This is a genomic window from Streptomyces sp. JLBG701, assembly GCF_058544905.1.
On sequence record NZ_CM178588.1, the window covers coordinates 4,191,383 to 4,217,413 of the forward strand.

A 26,031-nucleotide genomic window follows, 5' to 3' on the forward strand; every position below is an offset into this window, starting at 1 on the left:
ACGCAGCCCAACCCACCCCGGACTCAGGCTTCGAACTCCGTGAGATCGATGACGTGGACGCTCAGCGGATAGTCGTAGACCGGGTGTACGGTCTCGCGCTCCGGCTTCATGCCGAGCTTGCGGATGACGTTCTCGGAGGCCTCGTCGCCCGGCCGGCTGATGCTGATGACGCGGTCGAGGCCGCGGTCCTGGAGTGCGAACTCCAGCGTGGCCTGGGCGGCTTCGGAGGCGTAGCCCTGGCCCCAGAACGGTGAGCCGAGCCGCCAGCTGATCGCCACGTCGGCCGACGCCTCCGGCAGGAACTCGGGCACGGACAGACCCACGGCACCGGCCAGTTCCCCCGAGGCCAGCAGTTCGACGGCGAAGACCCCGAAGCCCTCCTCGTCCCACTCCTCTTCCCACCGCTCGATGAGCTCCGCCGTCTCGTCCAGGTCACGCACCGAGCCGTCGTCGATCCAGTGCATGACCCGGGAGTCCGCGTTGATCTCCGCCATGGGGACGAGGTCGTCGTCGGACCAGCGGCGGAGGAGGAGACGGGGGGTGCGGATCTCGGTCATGCGTCCATTGTCGCCGCTCTGGACAGCGCCCCAAGCCACCTCCGGCAGGTGGTCTTGAGCGGTGGAGCACGCCAATGTTGGCGATGTATCCTGATAGCATACATCGTGGATTCTGGAGGTGCTCGATGTCTGTCACGCAGATTGATCTCGATGACGAGGCACTCGCCGAGGCCATGCGGCTGATGGGTGTCACGACGAAGAAAGAGACGGTCAACGCGGCCCTGCGGGACTACGTTGCACGCATCAAGCGCCTTGAGGCCGCCGAGAAGCTGGCCGCACGCGGTGCCCGTGGCGAGTTCGAGCAGGCCGCGGCGGCGCATGACGCAGGCAAGCGTGCCCATCGTGAGGCCTTCGAGTGATCACGTACCTGCTCGACACCTCCGCCCTGTGGCACCTGTTCCGCACCCCCGGAGCGTTGGCGCCTTGGGAGGGGCACATCGCCGCCGGGGTGTTCCACCTCTGCGAGCCGACACGCGCCGAGTTTCTCTACTCGGCAACCAGTCCGTCCCACCGGGACGAGCTCGCGGAGGAGTTGGACGCACTCTGCCTGCTCTCCCCCGTTCCGAAGAACGCCTGGCGTTGGGTCGACACCGCCCAGTACAAGCTGACCCAGCAGGGCCAGCACCGCGCGGCAGGAGCGATCGACCTGTTGGTGTGCGCGACCGCAGTCCACCACGGGCACACCGTCCTCCACGTGGACAACGACTTCGCGACGGTGGCCGGAGTACTCAAGGAAGTTCAGCAGCGAGACGTACGCGCCTGACTCCAGGGGCCGGTCCACGTCAACCGCCCGAGCCCTTCCGCCCGCCTGCGACTTCACGTAGTCGATCACCTTCTGGCAACTCCTCCGTAGGCGAGAACTCCACGCGGCTGGCGATGCAGCGGCGGCTGAAGCAGATCCAGTACCGGCCCTACGTGATTTACGGTTGCCTTGCCGAAACCGGCCTGATCATCGAAGACCAACCGAAGTCATGAATTCAAGTTCAGCACCCCCTCTCCATAACAAGATGCTCCTTCAGGCGTCTTCTTGACGTCCTCTCCGTCGCCTATTCATTAACTCTGCCACGGCGTCTCCAAGTGTGAGCTCGGAATAAATATCGAGCCACGCATTCAACTCGCCTGCAATGTTACCGTCGGCGATCTTTCCTTGGAACCAGTGGGATTTCGGTAGCAGAACGGTTATCGTGCGGAGTTCAGAGTCTCCATCCACACCGACCACGCGATCGAGTTCCTCCCCCTCCAGACCTGCGTTCAACGCATCCAGATAGCGGTTACGTTGCGCACTGGCCACCTCCAAGGCCTGACTGCGATTGAGGTGGAAGCATTGCAGCACGCGCGCAATCACAGCATCGGCACGCAGGGAAGGGGGCACCTCTGGAGCACTGTCCTCGATCGCCTTGCGGGCGACCTTCATATACTCGCGGGTGACGATGACCGGATCGGGAGCACCCAGTTCCTGGTCCACGAAGTCCAGCAGCCTTGACGCAAAGCGGAGGCGCACCGCAAGGTTGGTGCCGGGCTCTTGGTTGACAGGATAGTAATCCGTGCAGGAAATGTCGATGAGGGCGAAAATCCACTGCCCCTTGGCTTTCGGTGAAGCATTCCGCAGAGCCTGTGGGAGTTCGGTGGAGTCGAGTCTGATGAGCGCGCGATAGTCGATCATCGGATTGTTCATAAATGATCACCACCCGAATTTTTGGATCGCACCTTCGGGCACATTTATGCCCGCATTCCGGAAGGCTTGGACACCCGACTGTAGGAAGGAATCAACGTCGTCTTCAAGCCAGGGATAGTAGTGGCCGCTCTGGTCGGTGATGTGGCTGACCCTCCCTCCCTGGAACGTCACATCGCCCGCTCCCTGTACCGGCTTCCCCCCGAACAGCACCGAGTGCTTGATCGTATCTGACGCGTGGGAGATGATACGGAGCTTTCCATCGGCTCCGACGGCCCAAAGGTATTCGCCTCCGTTCCTCACTGCCTCGTCGAAGGCTTGAGTGCCTGCTCCGATGGGAGCCACACCGGCTGCGGACGCGTCGGCCAGTTCCCGAGCGAGGATGGCAGGGTCGTCGGCGTAGTGGTTGGGGAAGGCGCGCGGTCCGCCGTTCGTGTGTGCCGAGACGGTGACACCCGGCGTGACGAGTCGGTTCTTGAGCCAGTTGAAGGCTGGGCCTATGAGGCTGCTGCTGGCACCGCCGGCTGCGCCGATGATCACGTCCCACGGAGTGGTGGGGCGGCAGTGGACTTCGTTGATGGCCAAGGAGAAGCCTGCCCCTGCGGCGGCGTTGACGGCAGCGGAGGTTGCAAGAGCGCGGCCTCCGGTCAGGCCCAGCGAGCGCGCGGCGACGTTGCCTGCGCCAGGCATGATGGCGCCGGCGACCGCGCCAGTGAGAGCGCCTTCTCCGGTGGCTGTGGCAAAGCCTCCCCAGCTGAAGTCCCCATTGCGGTGTTGCCAGCTGTAGATGCCGCCCTCGACGGCGGCACCGATGACGGCACCTATTCCCGCGCTGACGCACAGCGGGCAGCGGCCAGATGGGTCGGACTGGTTGGCTGGGTCGTTGTTGGCGTAGGCGTACGGGGACAGGTTGGCGCTGTCGGCGGCCGGAGTCTCAGGGTCAGGACTGGTGAAACGCCCGTTGGCGGGGGCGTAGCTTCGGTCGCGCAGGTACAACCGGCCGGACAGAATAGGGTCCTGGTACTGACCGGTGTAGCGGAAGAGGCTGGACATTCCGCCGGCGACGCTTTCCTTGCCGGTGGCCACGCCCCAGGCGTCGTAGGTGTAGGTGTAGGTCTCCGTGCCGGCGGCGTCGTAGACGGCAGCGATCGAGTTCTGCCGGTCATGACGCATGTAGAAGATGCCAGCAGTGCGGTTCTGGGATTCGGCGATGCCCTCGGGGTTGTATTGCCAGTCGGCGATGAGGACGCCTGCGCTGTTGGTTTCGGTGGCGATCTGCGGCAGCGGGTTGACCACGTCCCAGCGGGTGGTGCGTGGCGTGGCGCCGTTCTTGTAGGTGATGGTGCGATTGCCGTCGGCGTCGTTGACGAAGGTGTAGGTGTCGGCGCCGAGAGTTGCAGACTTCAGGTGGCCCAGCGGGTCGGAGGTGTAGGTGCCGGCTGAGTCCTTGGTGAGGTTGCCGTCAGCGTCGTAGGTGTAGTTGACGGTGGTGGCGCCCTCAACATGCTTGGTGAGCTGGTCGGCCACGTCGTAGGTGTTGGTGCGGGTACTGGTTGCGCTGGAGATTGTGGCGAGGTTGCCGACCTTGTCGTACGTGTAGGTGCTGCCGCCGGTACCGGTCAGGCATGAGGTAGTGGCGACAGTGTCGGCACAGGTACGGGCCATCCGCCCTGCTGAGTCATAGCCGTAGCGGGTGGCGAGGCCGGTAGTCGTGGCGTCCTTGAAGTAGTCCTTGATCACGCGACCGGCACTGTCACGGTCGACGTAGCGGGCTCCAGTGCCTTCGGTCACTGAGGCCAGTCGGCCGGCCCTGTCATAGGTGCGTGCTTCAGTGATCGCGGTGGTGGTGGGCAGTTTCGTGGAGGTGAGGTTGCCCGCGGCGTCCCAGGTGTAGGACGTCGTCTTACCGCCAGCGGTCTGCCCGGTGATGTTGCCGTCGTCGTCGTAGGTGTAGGTGGTGGCCCAACCATCGGGGTAGGTGCGGGACTTGATAGTGCCGTTGTCGTTGTAGGCGTACTTGAACGTGGTGGCCAAGCCCGGCGTGCTGATACTCAGGGGCCGCCCCTCATCGTCGTAGCTGCTGACGATGCGAGTGCCGGTGCCATCTGTGATCCATACGGGTCGACCGACCGCGTCGTACACATAACTGGCGGTGGGAGTTCCGTCGGAGTAGGTGGTCTCGGTCAGCAGGTTGCGTGCGTCGTAGGTATGGCTGATGGTCTGCCCACGAGCATTGGTGACCTTGGCGCGGTTGCCATCCTCGTCGTAGCCATAGGACGTGGCGCGGCCCAACGGATCCGTGACCTTGGTCAGCCGACCCACCGCGTCGTAACCGTAGGTTGTGGTGTGGCCGTTGGCGTCCTTGCGGGAGGTTTGGTTGCCCAGGTCGTCGTAGCCGAGGCTGGTGGTGCCGCCGTCAGGGGTGGTTACCTTGGTCAGCTGGCCCAGTGCGTCGTACTCGTAAGCACTCTTCTTGCCCAGGGCATCGGCACGCTCGACCAGGCGGCCATTCCCGTCGTAAGCATTGGTGACGGTCTTGGTGCCGTACGGGTCGGACTGGCTGACGACGTTGCCAGCCGCGTCGTAGTCCGTACTCCAGGTGTACTGCGCGGGGTCGGCACCGGAAGCATTGCCCCGCGGCTCCACCGTTTTGGTCGGCCGGCCGTTGTCGTCATAGGCGTAGGCGGTCTTGTTGCCCAACGGCGAGGTCTCAGAGGCGAGGTTGCCGGCGTCGTCGTAGGTGTACGTGACGGTCTTGCCGCCGCGGTCGGTCGTGGTGAGCAGTTGATTGTTGGCGTCGTAGGTGTTGACGGTGGTCTTGCCGAGCGCGTCGGTCGTCTTGGTGACGTTGCCCTCGCCGTCGTACTCGGTCTTGCGGACCTTCCCTGCCGCGTCGGTGACAGCGATCGGCCGGGATTCCGCGTCGTAGTCCGTCTTGGTGGTGTTACCCCTCGGGTCGGTCACCGTGGTCTGGTTGCCGACCTTGTCGTAGCCGTACTTCCAGGTGTACTTCGAGGCATCGGCGCCGGACACGTTGCCTCGAGGGCTCGTCATCTTCAGCAGGCGGCTGGCCTTGTCATAGGTGTAAGTCGTCTTCGCGCCGGAGGCATCGGTTCGCGAAGCTACATTTCCCATGACGTCGTACGTCATCCTCGACACCTGCCCGGCCGGGTCTTTCATCTCGGTCAGCCGGTTAGCGGTGTCGTAAGTGAAGTTGGTCGCATTGCCTGCGGCGTCGGTCATGGTGACCAAGTTGCCTGCGGCATCGTACGTGTTGCGGGAGATGTTGCCCTTGGCATCCTTTACCGAGACAAGCCGACCTGTTTCGTCGTAACCGTAAGACGTGGTGAAATCATCGGGGTTGGTACCGGAGACGTTCCCGCGGGGGTCTGTCGAGGTCACTACACGGCCTGCGGCGTCATAGCTCCAGGTCTGCCGGGACTCGTCCGGAGATATTTCCGAAACCTTGTTGCCAGCCGTGTTGTACTCAAATTTTGTCAGCTTTCCGCGCGGGTCGGCGATCGAATCGACCTGACCTTGGCTAGTATATGTGAAAAGCGTCTTCTTACTGAGTGAATTTACGGCTGCGCTCAGCTGACCCTTGGCATCGTAAGAGTACGAACTTCTCTTTCCGTTTCCGTTGGTGTAAAGGAAGATATTCCCGGTCGCATTATAGGACCAAGTTCGGCTGGCCAGCGGTGTCGTGATCTTCTTGAGCTTCCCAGACCCGCTGTCGATCTGCCATTTCACGGTGTTGCCTAGAGCGTCGGTCACTTGTACCGGATCGAGTTTGTAACTGTAGCCATACGAGGCCTGATTGCCGAAGGGGTCGTATTGAGTGGTAAGTACATTCTGCTCGTAGATGTCAGTCCAGATCCCGCCATCCGGCGCGGTGACGTCCGTCTCTTTCCCGTTGTAGAAGAATGTGGTCTTGGCGCCCGACCCGTCGATCTGCTCAGTTATCTTTCCAGCACTGTTGTATGTATTCGTCAGCGCCGTATTGCCTCGCTGGTCGATTACCTTGTTTAGATTTCCTGCATTGTCATAGCTATAGTTGACTTTGCTTCCGCTCGGATCTGTTACCTCTGAAAGCTTTCCATTAGTGTAGCCGAAGGTTATCTTCCTGCCATCGGATAGCGAGATGAGGGATAGCTTTGCATCGGTGTACGAGAACTCGGCCTTCTGTCCGGATACGGTGGCTAGAGAGGATATCTCACCTGTTCCGTTGCGGTTGTAGGTGACTGCGCGGCCCTGCTTGTCTGCGGTCTTTGTGAGGCGCCCCTCCTGGTCAAAGGATAGCGCCTTCCCTTCAGGCGTCACTAACTGGTAACCGTCAGCCGTGGCAGTTAGCTTGGACTGTCCGGTGGCAGGCGTTATGTAGCTGTCGCCGCTCTTCGCGTACGGGTACTGGGATCCGTCTTCAGCTTGGAAAACGATGGAACCGTCGCTCTTCTTCTCAAGCTCTGCTTCCCAGGGGGTTGACCAGCCTTCGCCGAGAATAGGTGAGGAGCTGTCGTCAGCGGCCAGCGTGCCCCCCGATCTGTTGTTTGATGAATAACTGCGGACTAGGTCCACAGGAACGGACCCTGACAAGGTGGCGTCGGAGTATGCCTGGCTAAAGGCTCCCGTGGCCGTATTGACACCTGCGCCGCGGGAGGATTGACAGTGCACCGCCCCGGCGGAATTGCTGCCGCAGAACGCCCCGTAGGTCTGGTTTACTGGAACAGCGGCAAGGGCGTAACCGTGATTGTCCCAACTACTATAGATGTAAGTGGGCCACGTTCCGTCGCTCTCTTTAAAAATGACCGAGGCCCGGAACTCCGAAGGATTGTCGCTGTCTGCTACGGAATTGGCGAGACACAGTTCAGGGTCGTATTTGTACGTGAAGGAGACACGTGCACCTTCGGTGAAGGGCGGACTCGAGGGGTCACGACCCCACATGTTGGAATGGACCCATGACGGTGCAGTCACCGTGATCGGATCGCCGAACCAGATCTTCGCCGTCGTGTTTCCGCACATTATCTGCGGGCGCACGACGACGGACTGCGGCCCCTTCTCCTCCGCTTCTTCGCCCCCGGCCCCTTCCCAGTTGTAGTAGATCTCGGCCTTGTAGGTGAAGACATCTCCCTCCTTCGGAATAAAACCGTTGAAGAAATGAAAGACGCTGTGTTCGTCAGTGTAGTAGTGCGACACCTCGGCACCTGTAGCGTCTGTCAGCAGAGCGTCCTGAAACTCAATTTGGTATGGAACTACCGATTCGACAGAAGTGGACACATCGCTCTTGGGGTCACTTCTCTTCACTTCATGTGAAGGGGCTTTCGTTTCCCTTTCTTTCCTTTCTCGCACCACCTGTGATCTTCGCTGTTCCAAGCTCATTGCCTGCTGAGGCTTGGCTGGCTTAGGACCCCGGTTGGTCGCCGCAACCGCATCCGCCACGCGCTGCGACTTCTCGGCAGAGGACACTTGCGCCACTCCGGCCAGCAGCAGACTCCATGCAATGACGAGGCACAGCAGCGCCCGCGCTCTCTTTGACGATCGCCTCAACACCGGTTCCATTCCCCCTCCATGCAAGACGGCAGGCAGGGGTGACGTGCGGTGCAGTGCGTGAAACGTTCCCCCGCGTTGGTCGTGCAGTCCGGACCGGGGACGTGTGGATGGTCTGAGCAGTGCCGGGCCGGAGCGCAGTCACTGTAGGCACGGCATAAACGCTCGTCACAAGAGGCCCAAACGGAGTTGGCCAGAAGCGCCATCGCAACCGGAACCCGTCCCCATACGTATCGCCCTTGCAAGATCTGTGTTGTTGCTGTGAAGCGGACGGGAAGGTGAGACAAGGGAGCGTTAGAGGGTTAGCCGATTTTCGCTCCTGGTCCGTCACCGGCTGCCTCATCAGCGCGCGGTCGCAACAGCCCAGACGCAGAGTCCGGAGCACGCTGCCGTGAGGGCTTGATCATGTTTGTGCGGTGACGGCGATGGGGACACCCGCCTCGCAGTCTGCAAGCCGGCCTTCAGCAGGCGCATCACAAGAGAGTGGCCCTCCCCCTACGCTTGCAGTGCCGACGTTGCGCGAGGAGAGGCAAGGCCATGTCTCAAGGTGCTACTCCTGACCCGTACGCCGACCCTCTGGTCTTCGGACAACGGCTGCAGATCCTCCGGTCGCGCAAGGGTATGACCAGGGAGCAGCTCGGGGGCCTGATCGGCCGCTCCGGATCGTGGGTGAAGGCGGTTGAAACCGGGCGTCTGAAGACGCCCAAGCTTGAAGTCATCCTGCGCATCGCCGAGTTGCTGCGCGTTCGTGACTTGGCCGACCTCACCGGCAATCAGTCTGTCCATGTCTCGTTGTTCGTCGGCCCAGGGCATCCTCGGCTCAGTGCGGTGAAGGATGCCGTCGATGCCTTCCCTGTCAACAGCGCGGACGAGGCCCCACCCACCGCGCACCTTCGGGCACGGCTGGCGCGCGCTTGGACTGCACGGCACTCGGCGCCCAACCACCGCGACGTGGTCGGTGCTCTGTTGCCCGATCTCATCCGAGACGCGCAGCTCGCCGTGCGCCAAGCCGACCGCATTGGCGAGCGGCAAGCGGCTCAGGCGGTGCTCGCCGAGGTGTACTCGCTGGCGCAGTTCTTCATCGCGTACCAGCCCGATGCCGCGCTGCTGTGGCGCGTCGCCGAGCGCGGGCTGATCTCCGCACAGGACAGCGAGGATCCGCATGCCATCGGCGTGGCCGCGTGGTTGGCCACACAGGCCCACCGCGACTCCGGCCACGCTCACTTCGACGCAGCAGACGCGGTGAATCTAGAGACGCTGGCGTACCTCGAACCGCTGCTGCCTGGCGCGTCGGACGACGTCCTCGCCATCACGGGCGCGCTCACCTTCGAAGCCGGATACACCGCAGCCCGGCGCGGCCAGACCGGCATTGCATGGCGATACTGGGACCAGGCACGTGCAATGGCCGACCGGTTGCCTGTCGATTACTACCACCCTGTGACGTCGTTTTCCCGCGCGATCATGGGTGCGCACGCTGTCACCGTCGCTGTCGAACTGCACGCCGGCGGCGAGTCTGTACGCCAAGCCGTTGCTGCGGACGCAGCCACGATCCCTTCCCGGCCGCGTCAGGCCCGGCACCGCATCGAGCAAGCCCGGGGCTATCAACTCGACGGACAGCCAGACGCAGCGCTTGCCACTCTGCACAAGGCACACGAGGCCGCCCCCGAGACAATCAAGTACAACGGCTATGCAAAGCGCATCGTTCTTGAGGAAGCCGAGTCCAAGAGTCCGGCACGCCGCCGCCGTGCATCTGAACTCGCAGTGATGCTCGGCCTCTTGGCGGCCTGACGATAGGGGCACAATCTGTGCCCCTGCTCAACTCTCCTCTCTCCTACGGTCGAAGACCAACCAAACCCCGGCGACCGCGCGAACGGCCCCGGGGCGTGGCCGACACCGTGTAGGAGCGTCGACATGAAGCAAGCTACAGCTCACCGTACGGCTGTCGAAGGGCGGGATTCCCGCCTCCTCGACGTCGAAGTGATGCGATCAAGCGCACACCGTCTGCTGGCAGAGGACGCCGAAATTCCCGCCCCCGACGAGTTGGAGACGCTCACTCTCCAGCTGCGTGGCCACATGATGCTGGCCATCCCCGAAGTAGAGACCGCGGCCGGTCTACTTCCCGAGGACGACGTACCCCGCGCCTGCGCTCTCGCGTGCATCGGCGAGGCTCGCATGCGACTCGGCCTTGAGCCCGGCACCTCTCTGCCCGCAGGGATCGCACACGCGCAGCGGCTCGCGCGGTCAGTCATCGCCCTTTGTGACCACTACGAGAACCTGGGCGGCGGCCACTCGTGATCAAAGCCGTGCACGTCTGCCGCCACTGCGACTGTCTGATCACCGCTCCCGGTCAAGCCGTTATGGTCGCCTACCAGCCGAGCGTCAGCGGTCCCGGCTGGCTGGTGTGGGCGCATCGCGAACACGCGCACTTGGTGCAGTCGGCCCCGGGCTCGGCCGTCCTGCTCACTCGTATCCGCGCATTCGGATCCTCGCAGTCCGACAGCTGAGCCCCGTCGCAGCGAGAAACCCCATGGCGGCCGTTTCGGGTCAGGGCCGCACCGCAGACCCACGGTGGGGATCGGCTAGCCCGGCCGGGGGCACACCCATGCCACTGCTCATCGGCCCGAGCCCCTCCACCGTCAGACGTCAGCCCGCCTGCGACTTCACGTAGTCGATCACCGTCTGGAACTCCTCCGTCGGCGAGAACTCCACGAACTCGCAGTCCTCAAGGGCCTCCGGGATGTGGCCGGGAGACCAGTAGTACGCGTCCCCCGCCTCGTAGATGTCCTCGCCCTCGGCCGTGCGCATCCGCAGGCGGCCCTTGAGCAGGTAGCCCCAGTGCGGGCACTGGCACGCGTCGCCGGGCAGGCCCTTGAAGGCCGGGGCCATGTCCGTGCCCTTCGGCAGGGTCACGTAGCCGACCGAGAGGCCGCCTCCGATCGGCTGTGTACGTAGCTCCACTCCGCCGCCTTCCATCGCGACGGGTACGTCGTTTCGGGTCGCCGAGGCCATGACTCCTCCACTCCGGCCCACCACAGGCCCGGGAAGCCCCCTCCCTCCAGACTGAACCGGCCCCGTCCCACCCGCGACCGTGCTCATCCGAGCGCCCTTCATCACGAACCGGTCTCGGGGTGTCGTCAAGGGCTTGATTAACGCGCGTGTAATCGATTCCAATCCTCCGTACACCATGATCGATGAAGTCCGCATGCCCCTGCGCCTCCCCGAAGACCTCCGCGACCGGTTGCGCGCCCACGCCAAGACCGAACGGCGCTCCCTGAACTCCGAGCTGGTGTACACGCTGGAGGTCGGCCTCCGCGCCATGGGGGTGAACACCGAACCGCCCGGCGGCGATTCGACCAAGAGCGACACCCCGCTCGTGGCCGTGGACCTGGCCGTCAGCAAGGCGGAGTCGGCCGCGCTCGTCGCCTCCGACAACGTCGCCGGCGGCAAGCTCGCCGCGAAGGCGCTCGCCGAGAGGCTCGGCGGCGAGGGCACGATCGTCGTCCTCCAGGGCCAGGCGGGCACATCCGCCAGCCGCGAGCGCGGCGCCGGCTTCACCGGGGGCCTGGACGTCATGACCAACCTCCTCCAGCCAACCCCGACGTCGACGGCGTCTTCGCCGAGAACGACGAGATGGCGCTCGGCGCGATCAAGGCGCTCGGTTCGAAGGCCGGAAATTCGGTGCAGGTGATTGGCTTCGACAGCACCGAGGACGGGCTGAAGGCCGTCCAGGAGGGCACTCTGTACGCATCTGTAGCCCAACAGCCCAAGGAACTTGGCAGGATCGCGGTGGACAACGCACTGCGCGCGGCCGAGGGCAAGAAGATCGAGAAGTCGGTCATGGTGCCCGTGAAGGTCGTCACGAAGGAGAACGTCGCCGACTTCGGAGGCTGAAGGCCTTGAGCAGGCGGCCTCAATTCACCCACGCAGGGAGACAGTTCATGTACGACTACGACCTTCTGGTCGTGGGATCGGCCAACGCCGACCTGGTGATCGGTGTCGAGCGGCGGCCGGGTGCCGGCGAGACGGTGCTCGGCTCCGACCTGGCCGTCCACCCCGGCGGCAAGGGCGCCAACCAGGCGGTCGCGGCCGCCCGGCTCGGGGCCCGTACGGCCCTGCTGGCCCGGGTCGGCGACGACGTGTACGGCCGGCTGCTGCTCGACTCGCAGCGGGCCGCCGGCGTCGACACGGTGGGCGTGCTGGTCGGCGGTGCGCCGACCGGGGTCGCGCTGATCACGGTGGACCCGTCCGGGGACAACAGCATCGTGGTCTCGCCGGGCGCCAACGGAAAGCTCGCCCCGGAGGACATCCGGGCCTGCGCCAGCCTCTTCCACGCCTCGCGCGTGGTGTCGGCGCAGCTGGAGATCCCGTTGGAGACCGTCGTGGAAGTCGTACGGAATCTGGCGCCCGGAGGCCGGTTCGTACTGAACCCGTCCCCGCCGCGGCCCCTCCCCACGGAGGTGCTCGCGGCGTGCGACCCGCTGATCGTGAACGAGCACGAGGCGAAGGTGATCCTGGGCGAGCAGGCGGCCTCCGTGAGCGACGACCCCGAGGACTGGGCGCGGATCCTGCTCGCGAAGGGCCCGCGTTCGGTGGTCGTCACGCTGGGCGCGGAGGGTGCGCTGGTGGCCTCGTCGGAGGGCGTCGTCCGGGTGCCGTCCGTGAAGGTGGACGCCGTGGACACGACGGGCGCGGGGGACGCGTTCACCGCGGCGCTGGCCTGGAAGCTCGGTACGGGCTCGACGCCGGCCCAGGCGGCGGCGTACGCGGCCCGGGTCGGGGCGGCCGCCGTCACCAAGGAGGGCGCTCAGGTGTCCTTCCCGACCGCCGCGGAGGTCGACGCCCTGTGAAGAAGGCGGGCATTCTCAACCGTCATCTCTCGCGGTTGGTCGTACGGACGGGGGAGGCACGGCCGTATGCGAATGTGTTGCTGCGGTGCGGGGTGTTTTTCTAAGCCGCGAAGGCTTCCAGGAAGCCTGTGACAGCTTCGAGGGGGCCCGGTCTGAGACCGGACCCCCTCAAGGTTTCCCCTCCACATCAGAACCCCCGCGATCCCCCCAGATCCCCCTCCAGAAGTCCTGATGCCAAGTACGACCCGCGAGGTACGGGAAGGGTTGCACGGACTTCCAGGATTTTTTTCCGCGGGCTTCCGGGGGCCTCTGGGGGAAAATGTCCCGTGACTCAGGGGGAACACAGGGAAGTTGGGGAGGCCGGGGCGGATGATCGGAACAGTGTTCCGAAGTGACGACGTGCCTGTGGAGGACAGGTTCGACTACTGGCGGGAGCTGGTCCATCGGGCGATCGCGCCCAGCGACATCAGCAGTGAGTACGCCCACGATTTCTGGGCGGAGCAGCGGCTGATGGAGTTGGGGCCGGTGATGGTGTGGCCCACGTCGTTGCTGCCGGCGCGGTTCGTGCGCTCCGAGAGACTGGTGCGGCTGTGCGACCCCGAGGCGTACCACCTGTCGCTGGTGCTCGGCGGCGGGCTGGGGCTCGACCACGTCGGGCGGGCCGACTTCTACGGACCGCGCGATCTGTGGCTGACCGACACCTCACGGCCGTACGAGGTGGTGCCACCGGCCGACGGGGAGCGCCACGTGGTCACGGGGGTGGGGGTGGACTTCCCCAAGGCTCTGCTGCCCATCTCACCGGACCGGATCCGGCCGCTGCTGGGCAGACGCCTGTCGGGGCGGGAGGGCATGGGTGCCCTGCTGGCGGGCTTTCTCGCCGGCCTGGACCGGGAGGCCGAGTTCCTCCAGCCGTCCGACGCGCCGCGGCTCGGTACGGTCCTGATCGACCTGTTGGCGGCCTGGTTCGCCCAGGTGCTGGAGGCGGAGGCCGCCCTGCCGCCGGAGACACGGCACCGGGCCATGCTCGCGCGTATCCGGGCGTTCATCCGGCAGAACCTCCACGACCCGGACCTGACGCCTCCAGTGATCGCCGCCGCCCACCACATCTCCGTCAGCTATCTGCACCGACTGTTCCAGGAGGACGCCCAGGGCGAGACGGTCGCGGCCTGGATCCGCCGCCAGCGCCTGGAGGGCGCCCGCCGCGACCTGGCCGACCCCGCCCTGCGCACCACCCCGATACGCGCCATCGCCGCCCGCTGGGGCCTGCCGCGCGCCTCCGACTTCACCCGCGCCTTCCGTACGGCGTACGGGGTGTCGCCCAAGGAGTACCGGGGGCGGGAGTAGACGCAGGGCCAACACAGCTGTGGACTCACCGGTAACGACAGTCCCAGGGCTGACACCGCATCCTGATCAGGCGGTTCTCGCACGTCGTTCCCGATCGGGGGACGGGGACGGCGTCGAATGCCCCGGCGAGTGCCCCAGTGGTCAGAGGCGGACGGTGTCACCCTCTGCGACCCGGCCGCCCCGCACCACCTGGGCGTAGACCCCGGCGCACGGTTCCGGGGCGCGGCCCGGTAAGGCGGGGACGCGGTTGTGGTGGGCCAGGGTGCGTAGGGCGTCGGGGTCGCGTGGCAGGTCGCCGTGGGGCAGGGTCGGGATCGCGCAGCGGGGGGTCGAGGCGATCACGCGGAGGGTGAGGTGGTCGCCGATCGTCACCTCGCGGCCGATCCAGTCGTGGTCGACGAAACCCGAACCCGGCGTGTCGATGACGATGTTGGGCCGGTAGCGCCTCACCTCGGCCACGCCACCCGGGTGCAGCTCGGCCAGCCGGCGCAGTGTCGAGGTGCTGATCAGATGGACCGGCGCGAAGTCGAAGAAGGTCCCCGGCGGTGACGCCGACCCGAACCGCACGACGTCGGCGCCCACTTCGGCGTCCACCCCCGCCCGCAGCACCTCCTCCGGCCGCGAGCGGTCCAACTCCCCCTCCGACGGCGGTACGTCGATGAGCGCGACCGCACGGCCGACGATCACGGAGAGCGCGTCATCGATGCCCGCGTCGCCGCTCCACAGGACCTTGCCGTCGGGACCGGTGATCCGCGTCGCCGCTTCGACGCGGGCGGCGGCGCAGGTCAGCAGGGCCCGCCACAGCCGCGGGTTCTTGGCGCTCGCGATCTTCCCCGACTCCCGGTCCAGCAGGGCGAGTTGACGGTCGCCCGCCAGACCCCGCCCGGTCACCTCGGCCGCGGGAAGCCGCTCGCCGAGCATCGACTTCACCGGGTAGCGCCACAGCGCGGCGACCGATACGCGGGTCAACTCGCCACGTCCCCGGCCACGGGCGGCTCGCCCTCCCGGGCCTGCGTCACCGCCCTGCGCAGGCTGCCCGCCGTCCAGGGCGTCTGAGGCGCCAGTCGAGCGACGACGCGCGCCAGCCAGTCCGGGTCACCCAGCCGGTGTGCCTCGCCCGCAGCGAGCATCTGGCTCAACAACTCGGTGAGGAGTACGAGTTCGGCACCGTGGTACCAGCGGGGCTCACGGTCGAAGCGGATCACCAGCGGTCCGTACGAGTGGCGCGTCGTCATGTGCAGATACCCACCGAACCGCCCCTTCCAGGGCCCCGGCAGCCCACCGAGCATCCCTCTCAAGGTGAGGGAGAAGCCCCTCGACGGGTACTTGCCGCCCAGCGTGAAGTGCATGTGGTCCATGACCCGTGACCAGGGAACCAACTCCCCCTCGGACTCTCGCGCATGCCGATACAGCCCGTCCGCGCGAAACTCCACCCACTCCCCGCCCACACGCCGAGCATCCCCCATCACCCAACGCCCGTCGACCAGGTTCAACGGCCCCAACGAAGCCCTCTTGTCGGTCACATGGTCATTGGATCACGTGTCCTACATGGTCGAGACCTGGTTTTCGGCGAGGCGAGGAAGCCTGCTCGTGAGGCATGCTCGCCGGCATGAGCGAATCGGGGTCGGAGCAACTCGCGTGGGGGTGGGGTGAGTTCATGGCCATGCCGTATCCCCACAGCCTCTACGGGCGAGAGCCCGACGGCGAGGACATGGTGTGGATCGATTCGACGGTGCTGGCAGCCGCAGAGCCGTAGACCCTCTGTTCAGTCGAGGATCGCGGTCGCCTCGATCTCGACCAGGTGGTCGGGGATGTCCAGTGCCGCCACTCCCAGCAGCGAGACCGGTGGGACCGGGGTGGTGCCCAGTTTCGCTGCCGCCCTGGAGATGCCGTCCAGGAGCTGGGGCATCTTGTCGGGGGTCCAGTCGACGACGTAGACCGTCAGTTTCGCTACGTCGTCGAAGGAGGCGCCGGCCTCGGCGAGGGCGGTGGCGATGTTGACGTAGCACTGCTCGACCTGGGCGGCGAGGTCGCCTTCGCCGATCGTGACGCCCTTGGCGTCCCAGGCGACCTGGCCGGCGATGTAGATCAGCCTCGAACCGGTCGCGATCGACACCTGCCGGTAGACGTCGATCTCGGGCAATCCGCTGGGGTTCATCAGGGTGATGGCCATGCTGTCCGCCTTCCGCGGTCTCTTGTGGTTACTCAGGAACCGTAGGAGAGTGGCCGCTGACATGGAAGAACGCACTTTTCGGTGACTGGGGAACCTCATGGGAACCAAGCAGCTCAGTGGCTCGCCGAAGGACGAGGCGGATCTGAGGCGCGCGGACTCACTGGCGCGGGAGATCTTCTCCGACGTCGCCAACAAGTGGGCGCTTCTCATCATCGAAGCCGTGGGTGACCGCACCCTGCGCTTCACCGAACTGCGCAACGAGATCGAGGGCATCAGCCACAAGATGCTCACCCAGAACCTACGCATGCTGGAGCGCAACGGCCTGGTCGAGCGGTGCGTGCACCCCACCGTGCCGCCCCGGGTCGAGTACACCCTCACGGAACCGGGCCGAGCCCTGCGAGCGACGGTCGACGCCATGTGCGACTGGACCCACCGCTACATCGGCCACATCGAAACCGCCCGCGACCGCTTCGACACCAGTCTCAACTGACGGTGACGGCCGCGGCCTTGGAGACCGTCTTGCCGGACTTGACGCGCAGGACCTCGCGGCCCTCCCTTGGTGGCGCTCGCCTTGATCCTGAACTCCCGACATGAAACTGCCCCGCACCGGACAACTCTCCGATGCGGGGCAGACAGCCCGGCCTTTTTCCTGACCCCTGGTTACCGGATCACGTGTTCCACGAACCTCGCGGCCGTCTCCGCCAGCACCTCGCGCCCGTCCCTCGCCCACAGCGCGTCGTTGAACAGCTCGACCTCGATGGCGCCCGTGTACCCGGCCGCTTCCACGTAGCCCTTCCACTCCCGCATGTCGATCGAGCCGTCGCCGATCTGGCCTCGGCCGTTCAGGACGCCCTCCGGCAACGGGGTCGTCCAGTCGGCGAGTTGGAAGGTGTGGATGCGGCCGCCGGCGCCCGCGCGGGCGATCTGGGCGGGCGCGTTGTCGTCCCACCAGATGTGGTACGTGTCCACCGTGACGCCGACCTGGTGTGCGGGGAAGCGTTCCGCGAGGTCAAGGGCCTGGGTGAGGGTGGAGACCACACAGCGGTCGGAGGCGAACATGGGGTGGAGCGGCTCGATGGCCAGCCGGACGCCGTGCTGCTGGGCATACGGGCCCAGCTCCCCCAGCGCGTCCGCGATCCGCTCCCGCGCGCCGTGCAGGTCCTTCGAGCCTGCGGGCAGTCCGCCCGAGACCAGGACCAGGGTGTCCGTGCCCAGCGTCGCCGCCTCGTCGACCGCGCGGCGGTTGTCGTCCAGGGCCGCCGCCCGCTCCCCCGGGTCGATCGCCGTGAAGAAGCCGCCACGGCACAGGGTGGTGACGGTCAGCCCCGCGTCACGGACCAGCTTGGCCGTCTCCTCCAGGCCGTACACCTGGACGGGCTCGCGCCACAGGCCGACGCCCGGAACGCCCAACTCCAGGCAGGCGTCGACCAGTTCAGGCATCGACAGCTGCTTGACCGTCATCTGGTTGATCGAGAAGCGGGACAGGTCGGCGGCGCTCACTGGTTCACTCCGTACAGGCTCAGCAGGTTCTTCATCCGTTCCTCCGCCAGCTTCGGGTCCGGGAACAGGCCCAGGCCGTCGGCGAGTTCGTAGGCGCGGGTGAAGTGCGGGAGGGAGCGGGCCGACTGGAGGCCGCCGACCATCGTGAAGTGCGACTGGTGGCCGGCCAGCCAGGCCAGGAAGACCACGCCCGTCTTGTAGAAGCGGGTCGGGGTCTGGAAGAGGTGGCGGGACAACTCGACGGTGGGGTCGAGGAGTTCGCGGAAGCCGGCGGTGTCGCCCGTGTCGAGGACGCGTACCGCCTGAGCCGCCAGCGGGCCCAGCGGGTCGAAGATGCCGAGGAGGGCGTGGCTGAAGCCCTGCTCGTCGCCGGCGATCAGCTCGGGGTAGTTGAAGTCGTCGCCCGTGTAGCAGCGGACGCCCTGCGGGAGCCGGCGGCGGATGTCGATCTCGCGCCGGGCGTCCAGGAGGGAGACCTTGATGCCGTCGACCTTGTCCGGGTGCGCGGCGATGACTTCGAGGAAGGTGTCGGTGGCCGCGTCGAGGTCGGACGAACCCCAGTAGCCCTCAAGCGCCGGGTCGAACATCGGGCCCAGCCAGTGCAGGATGACCGGCTCGGTGGCCTGGCGCAGGAGGTGGCCGTAGACCTCCAGGTAGTCCTCGGGGCCGGATGCCGCAGCGGCCAGCGCCCGTGAGGCCATCAGGATCGCCTGCGCGCCCGACTCCTCGACCAGCGCGAGCTGCTCCTCGTAGGCCGCGCGGACCTCGGCGAGCGTGCCCGCGGCGATCTGGTCGGTGCCGACTCCGCAGGCGATGAGGCCGCCGACCGCCTTCGCCTCGGCGGCGCTACGGCGGATCAGCTCGGCCGCGCCCGCCCAGTCCAGGCCCATGCCGCGCTGGGCGGTGTCCATGGCCTCGGCGACGCCGAGCCCGTGGGACCACAGGTGGCGGCGGAAGGCGAGGGTGGCGTCCCAGTCGACGGCGGCGGGCGAGTCGGGGGAGACGTCCGCGAACGGGTCGGCGACGACATGGGCCGCCGAGAAGACCGTACGAGAGGTGAAGGGGGTGCCGGAGGTGACGGCGAGGGGTTCGGCGCGGGGCTCGTACGCCCGCAAGCCGCCCTTGCCGTCCGGGAGTTGGATGGTCACAGGGAGACCTCCGGTACGTCGAGGCGGCGACCCTCGGCCGAGGACTTCAGGCCCAGTTCGGCGAGCTGGACGCCGCGGGCGCCGGCGAGGAGGTCCCAGTGGTAGGGGGCGTCGGCGTAGACGTGGCGCAGGAACAGCTCCCACTGTGCCTTGAAGCCGTTGTCGAACTCGTCGTTGTCGGGGACTTCCTGCCACTGGTCGCGGAAGGAGTAGGTGGCCGGGATGTCCGGGTTCCAGACGGGCTTGGGGGTGAGACTGCGGTGCTGGACACGGCAGTTGCGCAGCCCGGCGACCGCCGAGCCCTCCGTGCCGTCGACCTGGAACTCGACGAGTTCGTCGCGGTTGACGCGTACGGCCCAGGAGGAGTTGATCTGGGCGATGGCGCCGCCGTCGAGTTCGAAGATGCCGTAGGCGGCGTCGTCGGCCGTCGCGTCGTACGGCTTGTCGTTCTCGTCCCAGCGCTGCGGGATGTGGGTGGCCGTGATGGCCTGGACGGACTTCACGCGGCCGAAGAGCTCGTGCAGGACGTACTCCCAGTGCGGGAACATGTCGACGACGATGCCGCCGCCGTCCTCGGAACGGTAGTTCCAGGACGGGCGCTGGGCCGCCTGCCAGTCGCCCTCGAACACCCAGTAGCCGAACTCGCCGCGGATGGACAGGATGCGGCCGAAGAAGCCGCCGTCGATGAGGCGCTTGAGCTTCAGCAGGCCGGGGAGGAACAGCTTGTCCTGGACGACGCCGTGCTTGATGCCCTTCGCCGCCGCGAGCCGGGCCAGGTCGAGGGCGCCTTCGAGGCCGGTGGCGGTCGGCTTCTCCGTGTAGATGTGCTTGCCCGCCGCGATCGCCTTCTTGATCGCCTCCTCTCGGGCCGAGGTCACCTGCGCGTCGAAGTAGATGTCGACGGTCGGGTCGGCGAGGACCGCGTCGACGTCCGTGGAGATGTTCTGCGGGTCCAGGCCGTGCTGGTCGGCGAGCGCCCTGAGCGCGTGCTCGCGGCGGCCGAGCAGGATCGGCTCCGGCCACAGCACGGTGCCGTCGCCGAGGTCGAGGCCGCCCTGTTCGCGGAGGGCCAGGATGGAGCGGACCAGGTGCTGGCGGTAGCCCATGCGCCCGGTCACACCATTCATGGCGATACGCACCGTCTTGCGTGTCACGGCGTTCCCTTCGTAGGTGTCGTACGCGTTGTACGCGGTTGTGCGCGCCGCGCACGCCCTACTGATGAGCGTTACAGCAAGCGCTTTCTATGTCTCATGAGAAGCTAGCCTCTGACCAGGGGTCTGGACAAGACCGTGATGAGGTCGAGTTGTTCGAGGGGGCGAACGACGGGGGTCGGTGGCCGTATGGTCTGCACCGGCATGACATGGGTCAGGGTCTCTATGGGGGATACGACGATATGCGCGACCGGAGGACGACGACATGACGGTGACCCTGGCGGACGTGGCGGCACGCGCCCAGGTCTCGCCCGCGACTGTGTCGCGCGTACTGAACGGGAACTATCCCGTGGCCGCCTCCACCCGTGAGCGGGTGCTGCGGGCGGTGGACGAGCTGGACTACGTACTGAACGGGCCGGCGAGCTCCCTCGCCGCCGCCACGTCCGACCTCGTCGGCATCCTGGTGAACGACATCGCCGACCCCTTCTTCGGGATCATGGCCGGCGCGATCCAGTCCGAGATCGGCGGGCCGGGCGGACGCGCGGGCGGCGAACGGCTGGGCGTGGTCTGCAACACCGGGGGCTCCCCGGAGCGCGAGCTGACGTATCTGACCCTGCTGCAGCGGCAGCGGGCCGCCGCCGTCGTGCTGACCGGGGGTGCGGTGGAGGACGCGCCGCACCGGGCCGCGATGTCCGCGAAGCTGCGGAAACTGGCGGACGCGGGGACACGGATCGTGCTGTGCGGGCGGCCTCCGGCGCCGGAGACCGGGGCGATCGCGCTGACCTTCGACAACCGCGGGGGCGGTCGCGAACTCACCGAGCACCTGATCGGGCTCGGGCATCGGCGGCTCGGGTACATCGCGGGGCCTGAGGAGCGTACGACCACTCGGCACCGGTTGGAGGGGCACCGGGCGGCGCTTGAGGCGCACGGGATCGTCGAGGATCCGCGGTGGAGTGTGTACGGGCGGTACGACCGGCGGTCGGGGTACGAGGCCACGCTTGAGCTGCTGCGGCGGGATCCGTCGTTGACGGCTGTCGTCGCCGCGAACGACTCCGTCGCGCTGGGGGCGTGTGCGGCCCTGCGGGACTCTGGGCTGCGGATTCCGGAGGACGTTTCGGTGGCCGGGTTCGATGATCTGCCGTTCAGTATCGATGCGGTGCCTGCCCTTACGACCGTGCGGTTGCCGTTGGCGGAGGCGGGGGCGCGGGCCGGGCGGATCGCGATGGGGCGGGAGGAGCCGCCGCCTGGGGGGATCGCTACGGTTCGGGGGGAGTTGATGGTTCGGGGGTCTTCTGGGGTGCCGCGGGGTTGAGCCTGCGGGTGGGTGGGGGTGCGCGTCCCTGGGGGCTGCGCCCCCGGACCCCCTTCGGCCTTAACGGCCTCGTCCTCAAACGCCGGACGGGCTGAGATTGCCTGGACCGGCGTTTGAGAGGTGCGCCAGGACCGGCGACGTCAAGGCACGGCCCCCCAGACGGCTCAAGTTGGTCACCGAGGCGTAGCCCCAGAGGAATGCGGCACGGGCATGGACGGGTCGGACCCCGGCGTCCTACGCTCGGACCCGACGGTATCTCTGACTGAGTCAACCATCCGGGGGTCGACGATCATGACCGTCCAGGACATCCGCGCCTTCAACCGCTTCTATACGAACGTCATCGGCGCCCTCGACTACAGCCGCCACCTCTACGCCCCCTACACCCTCACCGAGTCCCGCGTCCTGTACGAACTCGCGCACTCCCCTCGTACGGACGCGGCCGATCTCCGTGCCGAACTCTCCCTGGACGCTGGTTACTTGAGCCGGATCCTCAACAAGTTCGAGCAGGACGGGCTGGTCGAGCGGGCCCCGTCCCGGCAGGACCCACGCCGGCGGCGGGTCACGCTCACGCCTCGCGGGCGCGAGACCGCCGATCTGCTGGCCGAGCGGGCGACCGAGGCAGTCGGCTCGCTGCTCGCGTCCGTGCCGCCGGCCGACCGCCCCCGTCTTTCCGAGGCGATGCGCACAGTGCGCACGATCCTCTCCGACGGCCGCGCACCCCGCCCCGAGGACGTCGTCCTGCGCGAACCGGGCCCCGGCGACCTCGGCTGGATCGTTCAGCGCAATGCCGCGCTGTACGCGGCCGAGTACGGCTGGAACACCGACTACGAGGGGCTGGTGGCCCGGATCGTCGCCGACTTCGCGGAGGATCACGATCCCCACCTGGAACGGGTGTGGATCGCCGAGCTGGACGGGCGGGCGGTCGGCTGCGTGATGTGCGTACGGGACGAGGCCCCGGGCGCGGCCCGGCTGCGACTGCTGCTCACCGAACCGGACGCGCGCGGCCTCGGCATCGGCGACCGGCTCGTCACGGCCGTCATCGACTTCGCGCGCGGCGTCGGCTACCGCGAGCTCGTCCTCTGGACGAACGACGTCCTCGCCGCCGCCCGCCGCATCTACCAGCGCCACGGTTTCGTCCTCGTCGCCGAGAAACCGCACCGCTCCTTCGGCAAGGATCTGGTGGGCCAGGACTGGCGTCTGGACCTGCACGGGACCGTGGAGTAACGAGTAGGGTCCGGCACATGAAACTGGCGTTCTCCACCCTAGGCGTCCCAGGTCTGCCCATCACGGACGTACTGCACCTCGCGACCACCCACGGCTACCACGGCGTAGAGCTGCGCGCTCACCCGGAGGAGCCGGTGCACCCCGGCCTCAGCCAGCCCGAACGGACCGACGTGGCAGCCGAGTTCAAGGCAGCGGGCGTGGAGATCCTGGGCGTGGCCGGGTACGCGCGCGTGGCGGCACCTGGCGAGGACGAGCCGGTGATCGAGGAGATCCGTGACCTCCTCGGCCTCGCCCGCGACCTGGGCGCGCCCTTCGTACGGGTCTTCCCGGGCGCCGACCCGAAGTTGCAGAGTTCGGCGGAGGCCGACGCGACGGCCGCCCGGCGCCTGGGCACCGCCGCGGAATACGCCGCCGACCTTGGCGTACGCATCCTGCTCGAAACCCACGACTCCCACCGCACCGGCGCCGCCGCGATCCGTGTCCTGGGCCTGGTCGGCCACCGCCAGGTCGGCTCGCTCTGGGACGTCATGCACACCTGGCTCGGCGGCGAACAGCCCTCCGAGACCTACGCCGCCCTCTCCCCCTACCTCGGCTACGTCCAGGTCAAGGACATCGCCTCCGCCACCGACACGACTCCGCTGCCACTGGGCACCGGCGTCCTCCCCCTCACCGAGTGCGTCGAGGTCCTCTCGCGACACGGCTGGGACGGCTGGCTGTGTTGGGAGTACGAGAAGCGGTGGTACGAGGGGGCTGCGCCGCTGGCGGGGCTGCTGGGCGCCGGGCGGGATCATCTGGCGCGGCTGCTCAATGAGTCGGCGTGACTATTCATCCTCCCTGGCCGTGAGCTTCGTGGATCCTGTCTCGTCCAGGCACCAGGCCAGTACGGCGGGCCATGAGCCGTAGCCCGCGTCCAGGTCGAGGTGTGCGGCGCCGGGGATGAGGTCGGTGGGGATGCCGAGGGGGGTGCCGAAGACGGTTTCGGCGCCTTCCGGGCAGTACGGGTCGTCGTCGCCCGCGACGAGACGGGTGGGGCCGGGCAGGGTGAACTCCGGGACGGGCGGGGCGAATTCGGCGATCTCCGGGTGCTGTCGGAGTACGGAGGCGGAGGGCGGGGCTACGAGGAGGACGCGGTCCACGTCGCCGAGTCCGGGCATCCTCCGGGCGGCTGCGTGCAGCCACAGCACGGCTGAGGCGCTGTGGGCGAGTACGACCCTCTTTGAGGCGTCGGGCAGGTCGGCGAGGTGGCGGGCCAGTTCGTCCAGCCATACCTCCAGGGTGGGGTCGTCGGGGTCGGGCAACTGCGGGTAGGTGACGTGGTGGCCGAGTTCGGTGAGGCGGTCGGCCAGCCAGTGTTGCCAGTGGTTCTTGGGGCGGTGGTTCTGCCAGCCGTGGAGGATGAGGAAGGCGCGCGTGGTGGTCGTCTTGGTCGTGGTGGTCGTCTTGGTCGTGGTGGTCGTGGTGGTCATGGGTTCGATGGTTTCCGGTCGGCGGGCGTTCGGTCCAGTTAATCTTTCACGGTGGAACAGGTAAGCGATTCCTTCACTGTCGACCTGCGTCGACTGGCCGTTCTGCGGGAGCTTCAGCGGCGGGGCAGTTTGGCGAGGACGGCGGAGGCGCTCCATCTGACCCCTTCCGCCGTCTCCCAGCAGATCGCTGCCCTCGCCCGAGAGGTGGGCGCGCCACTGACCGAGCGGGACGGGCGGGGCGTACGGCTGACCGGGCAGGCGCGGCTCCTGCTCACCCACGCCGATCTGATCGCGGCCCAACTGGAGCGGGCGCGGGCCGACTTGGCGGCGTACGGGGAGGGCGGGCGGGGGTCGGTGACCATCGGGTGCTTCTCCAGCGGGATCCTGGGGCTGCTCCCGGGGGCGTTGAGCGCGCTGGGTGATCGGCTGCCTCATGTCCGTATCGACGTGGTCGAGGCCGAGCCGCCGGACCTCTTCACCGCGCTCGACTCGGGGCACGTCGACCTGGCCGTCGCCGTGGACTTCGCCGCCGCGCCGCCGCATACCGACCGCCGCTACAGCCGCCTCGACCTGTTCACCGATGTTCTCGATGTCGCGGTTCCGGCCGACCATCGCCTTGCCGGGCGTGGCTTGGTGGCGTTGCGTGACCTGGCCACGGACGCGTGGATCGTCGGTGACGCGCGGAGTTGTTGTGGTGCGGTGGCGCGTTCCGTGTGCGCGGCGGCCGGTTTCACGCCGGATATTCGGCATGCCGTGAACGACTGGGGGGCGTTGGCGGCGCTCGTCGAGGCGGGGCAGGGAGTGGCGTTGATTCCGCGGTTGGTGCAGCCGCTGTACGCCCATCGGCGGCTCGCTCTGCTGTCGACGGAGGGGGTGCCGCCGTCGCGGAACGTCTTCGCGGCCGTACGGGCGGGGGCGGAGGGGGATCCGGTGTTGGGGGTGGTGCGGGAGCAACTTCGGCTGTCCGCCGGCGAGTTGGTCAGCCTCTGACGACGCGGGCCCACACGGTCTTGCCGAACTCGCGGCCCCGGACCTCCCAGGCGTCGGAGAGTGCCTCGACGAGGAGGAGCCCTCGGCCTGAAGTGGCGTCCAAGTATTTGCGGTTGGAGCGGTATCCCGAGTACTTCCAGGGGTTCGTTCGGCTGGAGCAGGAGGCGCTGAGTGTGTCGTCGTACAGCACTCAGCTGGTACACGGGCTGCTACAGACAGAGGCGTACATCCGCGCACTGCTCAAGTGCGCATTCCCGTACGCTACGAGGCCGCCAGCTGCCGGGCGGACTGCATGACAGACGCTTTCAACTGAGCGCGAACGACGACCGCTGTTGCCAACGCGATCCGTCATGGACCATGAGATCGACCGCCGATACGTGGGCAGTGATGGGAAGCCGGCCGCGAAGGTCGGACTCGGCTTCGTCCAGGACGGCATCGTGTTGACCCTGGGCGATGGTCAGATGCGGGACGATGTCGTCGAACTGCCCTCCGAACGGCGGGGTCTCCGGCCACCGATCTGCGATCGCCTCCGTGAGCCGGCGAAACGATGTGTCCGGCTCGGGGACGAGATATAGGACCCCTGGGAACCGCCCGCAGTGCTCGAACCGGGCCTCGAAGGACCTGTGCCGCCCGATCACCTCACCGATGGCAGCACAGGTGTCACTGTCGATGCGGCTCTCGTCGAGAAACGGGAAGAGCACGGTGACATGCGCCGGAACACCGACACGGGCGGAGAAGTCCAGCCGGTCCCGCCACGATCGAACAGCAGGTTCCGCCTCAGGAACCCTCACGATCAGTCCCGACTGCCCTGCTTGAGATCCGCTGGAATCGTCACCCGCCATCGCCCATGTCTATCAGCGGGCCCAGAAGACAGCGACCGAATATCGCAGCGAGCGATCAAACCCAAGCTGACGACCGGGGCCGGCTCAAGTTGTCAGCTGGCTGCCCACTTTGGTGTCGGTGGGTCATGACGCAGGTGGCGAGGCCGAGGAAGGCTTCGTTCACTTCGTGGATGTCGTCGCGCGTCGTGCCGACCCCAGCAGATCCGAAGGCGGCGGAAGCCTCCAAGCCGCCCCCCTCGCATGCCGCCACCGAACCCAGCA

Annotated in this window: 27 protein-coding genes and 3 pseudogenes; 17 read left to right on the top strand and 13 right to left on the bottom strand. The window is 67.0% G+C overall.

Annotated features, from left to right (window positions below; all coding sequences use genetic code 11):
- Positions 1-23: 23 nt before the first annotated feature.
- Positions 24-557 carry a GNAT family N-acetyltransferase gene (locus AC5DRG_RS19165; protein WP_491811769.1) on the bottom strand — a complete coding sequence of 178 codons (534 nt, stop codon included), beginning with the start codon at positions 555-557 and terminating at the stop codon, positions 24-26.
- Between the two features lie 125 nt (positions 558-682).
- Here AC5DRG_RS19165 and AC5DRG_RS19170 point away from each other — a divergent pair, with 125 nt between their 5' ends.
- Together AC5DRG_RS19170 and AC5DRG_RS19175 are read left to right on the top strand one after the other, a co-directional pair.
- A complete protein-coding gene (locus AC5DRG_RS19170) occupies positions 683-916 on the top strand; it encodes a type II toxin-antitoxin system VapB family antitoxin (protein ID WP_491811770.1) in 234 nt (77 codons plus the stop codon).
- On the top strand, positions 913-1,320 hold the full coding sequence (locus AC5DRG_RS19175; protein ID WP_491811771.1) for a PIN domain nuclease: 408 nt from the start codon (positions 913-915) through the stop codon (positions 1,318-1,320). Before AC5DRG_RS19170 ends, AC5DRG_RS19175 begins: the two co-directional genes overlap by 4 nt.
- 252 nt (positions 1,321-1,572) lie before the next feature.
- Here the strand turns inward: AC5DRG_RS19175 and AC5DRG_RS19180 are convergent, their stop codons facing one another.
- Positions 1,573-2,232: a hypothetical protein gene (locus tag AC5DRG_RS19180; RefSeq protein ID WP_491811772.1), complete on the bottom strand. Its 660-nt coding sequence runs from the start codon at positions 2,230-2,232 to the stop codon at positions 1,573-1,575.
- A 6-nt stretch (positions 2,233-2,238) separates the two neighbouring features.
- Positions 2,239-7,785, bottom strand: coding sequence for an RHS repeat-associated core domain-containing protein (locus AC5DRG_RS19185; protein ID WP_491811773.1), 5,547 nt, complete (start codon positions 7,783-7,785; stop codon positions 2,239-2,241).
- Between the two features lie 525 nt (positions 7,786-8,310).
- Here AC5DRG_RS19185 and AC5DRG_RS19190 point away from each other — a divergent pair.
- The 3 genes from AC5DRG_RS19190 to AC5DRG_RS19200 all read left to right on the top strand — a co-directional run bounded on the left by AC5DRG_RS19190 (position 8,311) and on the right by AC5DRG_RS19200 (position 10,277).
- A complete protein-coding gene (locus AC5DRG_RS19190) occupies positions 8,311-9,561 on the top strand; it encodes a helix-turn-helix domain-containing protein (RefSeq protein ID WP_491811774.1) in 1,251 nt (416 codons plus the stop codon).
- A gap of 123 nt (positions 9,562-9,684) precedes the next feature.
- Complete coding sequence (locus AC5DRG_RS19195; protein ID WP_491811775.1) at positions 9,685-10,068, top strand: DUF6415 family natural product biosynthesis protein; 384 nt, start codon at positions 9,685-9,687, stop codon at positions 10,066-10,068.
- The gene (locus tag AC5DRG_RS19200; protein ID WP_491811776.1) at positions 10,065-10,277 is read left to right on the top strand and encodes a hypothetical protein; all 213 of its coding nucleotides are present in this window, start codon (positions 10,065-10,067) and stop codon (positions 10,275-10,277) included. The genes AC5DRG_RS19195 and AC5DRG_RS19200 overlap by 4 nt, the downstream gene beginning before the upstream one ends.
- Before the next feature lie 139 nt (positions 10,278-10,416).
- On the opposite strand, the gene AC5DRG_RS19205 is transcribed toward AC5DRG_RS19200, so the two are convergent.
- Entirely contained in the window at positions 10,417-10,782 is a 366-nt protein-coding gene (locus AC5DRG_RS19205; RefSeq protein WP_491811777.1) for a cupin domain-containing protein, read from the bottom strand.
- Between the two features lie 193 nt (positions 10,783-10,975).
- Between AC5DRG_RS19205 and AC5DRG_RS19210 the strand changes: the two are divergent.
- The 5 genes and pseudogenes from AC5DRG_RS19210 to AC5DRG_RS19230 all read left to right on the top strand — a co-directional run.
- Positions 10,976-11,281: pseudogene (locus AC5DRG_RS19210) on the top strand (Arc family DNA-binding protein); the annotation flags it as partial.
- Positions 11,260-11,664 (top strand): annotated as a pseudogene (locus AC5DRG_RS19215) (substrate-binding domain-containing protein); the annotation flags it as partial. The pseudogenes AC5DRG_RS19210 and AC5DRG_RS19215, both read left to right, overlap by 22 nt.
- 47 nt (positions 11,665-11,711) lie before the next feature.
- Positions 11,712-12,620 carry a ribokinase gene (locus AC5DRG_RS19220; protein ID WP_491811778.1) on the top strand — a complete coding sequence of 303 codons (909 nt, stop codon included), beginning with the start codon at positions 11,712-11,714 and terminating at the stop codon, positions 12,618-12,620.
- On the top strand, positions 12,617-12,724 hold the full coding sequence (locus AC5DRG_RS19225) for an RbsD/FucU domain-containing protein (RefSeq protein ID WP_491811779.1): 108 nt from the start codon (positions 12,617-12,619) through the stop codon (positions 12,722-12,724). The genes AC5DRG_RS19220 and AC5DRG_RS19225 overlap by 4 nt, the downstream gene beginning before the upstream one ends.
- Before the next feature lie 265 nt (positions 12,725-12,989).
- Entirely contained in the window at positions 12,990-13,964 is a 975-nt protein-coding gene (locus tag AC5DRG_RS19230) for a helix-turn-helix domain-containing protein (protein ID WP_491811780.1), read from the top strand.
- Between the two features lie 141 nt (positions 13,965-14,105).
- Here AC5DRG_RS19230 and AC5DRG_RS19235 read toward each other — a convergent pair whose 3' ends face one another.
- Positions 14,106-14,933, bottom strand: a complete 828-nt coding sequence (locus AC5DRG_RS19235; protein ID WP_491811781.1) for an MOSC domain-containing protein — start codon at positions 14,931-14,933, stop codon at positions 14,106-14,108.
- Positions 14,930-15,487, bottom strand: coding sequence for a hypothetical protein (locus AC5DRG_RS19240; RefSeq protein WP_491811782.1), 558 nt, complete (start codon positions 15,485-15,487; stop codon positions 14,930-14,932). The genes AC5DRG_RS19235 and AC5DRG_RS19240 overlap by 4 nt, the downstream gene beginning before the upstream one ends.
- A gap of 86 nt (positions 15,488-15,573) precedes the next feature.
- Between AC5DRG_RS19240 and AC5DRG_RS19245 the strand changes: the two genes are divergently transcribed.
- Complete coding sequence (locus AC5DRG_RS19245; protein ID WP_491811783.1) at positions 15,574-15,720, top strand: hypothetical protein; 147 nt, start codon at positions 15,574-15,576, stop codon at positions 15,718-15,720.
- A 9-nt stretch (positions 15,721-15,729) separates the two neighbouring features.
- Here AC5DRG_RS19245 and AC5DRG_RS19250 read toward each other — a convergent pair whose 3' ends face one another.
- Entirely contained in the window at positions 15,730-16,137 is a 408-nt protein-coding gene (locus AC5DRG_RS19250) for a RidA family protein (RefSeq protein WP_491811784.1), read from the bottom strand.
- A gap of 97 nt (positions 16,138-16,234) precedes the next feature.
- Between AC5DRG_RS19250 and AC5DRG_RS19255 the strand changes: the two genes are divergently transcribed.
- A complete protein-coding gene (locus AC5DRG_RS19255; RefSeq protein ID WP_491811785.1) occupies positions 16,235-16,627 on the top strand; it encodes a winged helix-turn-helix transcriptional regulator in 393 nt (130 codons plus the stop codon).
- Between the two features lie 170 nt (positions 16,628-16,797).
- Here the strand turns inward: AC5DRG_RS19255 and AC5DRG_RS19260 are convergent, their stop codons facing one another.
- From AC5DRG_RS19260 to AC5DRG_RS19270, 3 genes are read right to left on the bottom strand one after another with little or no spacing between them, the layout of a single operon-like run.
- Positions 16,798-17,598: a sugar phosphate isomerase/epimerase family protein gene (locus AC5DRG_RS19260; protein WP_491813084.1), complete on the bottom strand. Its 801-nt coding sequence runs from the start codon at positions 17,596-17,598 to the stop codon at positions 16,798-16,800.
- 35 nt (positions 17,599-17,633) lie between these two features.
- Complete coding sequence (locus AC5DRG_RS19265) at positions 17,634-18,785, bottom strand: dihydrodipicolinate synthase family protein (protein ID WP_491811786.1); 1,152 nt, start codon at positions 18,783-18,785, stop codon at positions 17,634-17,636.
- Positions 18,782-19,939: a Gfo/Idh/MocA family protein gene (locus tag AC5DRG_RS19270; protein ID WP_491811787.1), complete on the bottom strand. Its 1,158-nt coding sequence runs from the start codon at positions 19,937-19,939 to the stop codon at positions 18,782-18,784. Before AC5DRG_RS19270 ends, AC5DRG_RS19265 begins: the two co-directional genes overlap by 4 nt.
- A 262-nt stretch (positions 19,940-20,201) precedes the next feature.
- Here AC5DRG_RS19270 and AC5DRG_RS19275 point away from each other — a divergent pair, with 262 nt between their 5' ends.
- From AC5DRG_RS19275 to AC5DRG_RS19285, 3 genes are all read left to right on the top strand, one after another.
- Positions 20,202-21,248: a LacI family DNA-binding transcriptional regulator gene (locus AC5DRG_RS19275; RefSeq protein WP_491811788.1), complete on the top strand. Its 1,047-nt coding sequence runs from the start codon at positions 20,202-20,204 to the stop codon at positions 21,246-21,248.
- A gap of 291 nt (positions 21,249-21,539) precedes the next feature.
- A complete protein-coding gene (locus tag AC5DRG_RS19280) occupies positions 21,540-22,472 on the top strand; it encodes a bifunctional helix-turn-helix transcriptional regulator/GNAT family N-acetyltransferase (RefSeq protein WP_491811789.1) in 933 nt (310 codons plus the stop codon).
- Between the two features lie 17 nt (positions 22,473-22,489).
- Positions 22,490-23,293: a sugar phosphate isomerase/epimerase family protein gene (locus AC5DRG_RS19285; RefSeq protein ID WP_491811790.1), complete on the top strand. Its 804-nt coding sequence runs from the start codon at positions 22,490-22,492 to the stop codon at positions 23,291-23,293.
- Here AC5DRG_RS19285 and AC5DRG_RS19290 read toward each other — a convergent pair whose 3' ends face one another.
- Positions 23,294-23,938, bottom strand: a complete 645-nt coding sequence (locus AC5DRG_RS19290; protein ID WP_491811791.1) for an RBBP9/YdeN family alpha/beta hydrolase — start codon at positions 23,936-23,938, stop codon at positions 23,294-23,296.
- 51 nt (positions 23,939-23,989) lie between these two features.
- On the opposite strand from AC5DRG_RS19290, the gene AC5DRG_RS19295 reads away from it, so the two are divergent.
- Positions 23,990-24,928 (top strand): LysR family transcriptional regulator, encoded by a 939-nt coding sequence (locus AC5DRG_RS19295; RefSeq protein WP_491811792.1) that lies wholly within the window; start codon positions 23,990-23,992, stop codon positions 24,926-24,928.
- Here the strand turns inward: AC5DRG_RS19295 and AC5DRG_RS19300 are convergent.
- A pseudogene (locus tag AC5DRG_RS19300) lies at positions 24,918-25,028 on the bottom strand (ATP-binding protein); the annotation flags it as partial. The gene AC5DRG_RS19295 and the pseudogene AC5DRG_RS19300 overlap by 11 nt on opposite strands.
- A gap of 73 nt (positions 25,029-25,101) precedes the next feature.
- Between AC5DRG_RS19300 and AC5DRG_RS19305 the strand changes: the two are divergent.
- The gene (locus tag AC5DRG_RS19305; protein ID WP_491813085.1) at positions 25,102-25,224 is read left to right on the top strand and encodes a Scr1 family TA system antitoxin-like transcriptional regulator; all 123 of its coding nucleotides are present in this window, start codon (positions 25,102-25,104) and stop codon (positions 25,222-25,224) included.
- A gap of 9 nt (positions 25,225-25,233) precedes the next feature.
- Here the strand turns inward: AC5DRG_RS19305 and AC5DRG_RS19310 are convergent, their stop codons facing one another.
- Complete coding sequence (locus tag AC5DRG_RS19310; protein ID WP_491811793.1) at positions 25,234-25,770, bottom strand: 2'-5' RNA ligase family protein; 537 nt, start codon at positions 25,768-25,770, stop codon at positions 25,234-25,236.
- Between the last annotated feature and the right edge of the window lie 261 nt (positions 25,771-26,031).

What these genes read in the sequence shown, in the direction of transcription:
- AC5DRG_RS19230 (WP_491811780.1), top strand. Translation starts at nt 12,990, where the DNA reads ATGATCGGAACAGTGTTCCGAAGTGACGACGTGCCTGTGGAGGACAGG.
- AC5DRG_RS19165 (WP_491811769.1), bottom strand. Translation starts at nt 557, where the DNA reads ATGACCGAGATCCGCACCCCCCGTCTCCTCCTCCGCCGCTGGTCCGAC.
- AC5DRG_RS19190 (WP_491811774.1), top strand. Translation starts at nt 8,311, where the DNA reads ATGTCTCAAGGTGCTACTCCTGACCCGTACGCCGACCCTCTGGTCTTC.
- AC5DRG_RS19280 (WP_491811789.1), top strand. Translation starts at nt 21,540, where the DNA reads ATGACCGTCCAGGACATCCGCGCCTTCAACCGCTTCTATACGAACGTC.
- AC5DRG_RS19260 (WP_491813084.1), bottom strand. Translation starts at nt 17,598, where the DNA reads ATGACGGTCAAGCAGCTGTCGATGCCTGAACTGGTCGACGCCTGCCTG.
- AC5DRG_RS19275 (WP_491811788.1), top strand. Translation starts at nt 20,202, where the DNA reads ATGACGGTGACCCTGGCGGACGTGGCGGCACGCGCCCAGGTCTCGCCC.
- AC5DRG_RS19185 (WP_491811773.1), bottom strand. Translation starts at nt 7,785, where the DNA reads ATGGAACCGGTGTTGAGGCGATCGTCAAAGAGAGCGCGGGCGCTGCTG.
- AC5DRG_RS19250 (WP_491811784.1), bottom strand. Translation starts at nt 16,137, where the DNA reads ATGGCCATCACCCTGATGAACCCCAGCGGATTGCCCGAGATCGACGTC.
- AC5DRG_RS19180 (WP_491811772.1), bottom strand. Translation starts at nt 2,232, where the DNA reads ATGAACAATCCGATGATCGACTATCGCGCGCTCATCAGACTCGACTCC.
- AC5DRG_RS19170 (WP_491811770.1), top strand. Translation starts at nt 683, where the DNA reads ATGTCTGTCACGCAGATTGATCTCGATGACGAGGCACTCGCCGAGGCC.
- AC5DRG_RS19255 (WP_491811785.1), top strand. Translation starts at nt 16,235, where the DNA reads ATGGGAACCAAGCAGCTCAGTGGCTCGCCGAAGGACGAGGCGGATCTG.
- AC5DRG_RS19245 (WP_491811783.1), top strand. Translation starts at nt 15,574, where the DNA reads ATGAGCGAATCGGGGTCGGAGCAACTCGCGTGGGGGTGGGGTGAGTTC.
- AC5DRG_RS19290 (WP_491811791.1), bottom strand. Translation starts at nt 23,938, where the DNA reads ATGACCACCACGACCACCACGACCAAGACGACCACCACGACCAAGACG.
- AC5DRG_RS19205 (WP_491811777.1), bottom strand. Translation starts at nt 10,782, where the DNA reads ATGGCCTCGGCGACCCGAAACGACGTACCCGTCGCGATGGAAGGCGGC.
- AC5DRG_RS19285 (WP_491811790.1), top strand. Translation starts at nt 22,490, where the DNA reads ATGAAACTGGCGTTCTCCACCCTAGGCGTCCCAGGTCTGCCCATCACG.
- AC5DRG_RS19310 (WP_491811793.1), bottom strand. Translation starts at nt 25,770, where the DNA reads ATGGCGGGTGACGATTCCAGCGGATCTCAAGCAGGGCAGTCGGGACTG.
- AC5DRG_RS19220 (WP_491811778.1), top strand. Translation starts at nt 11,712, where the DNA reads ATGTACGACTACGACCTTCTGGTCGTGGGATCGGCCAACGCCGACCTG.
- AC5DRG_RS19195 (WP_491811775.1), top strand. Translation starts at nt 9,685, where the DNA reads ATGAAGCAAGCTACAGCTCACCGTACGGCTGTCGAAGGGCGGGATTCC.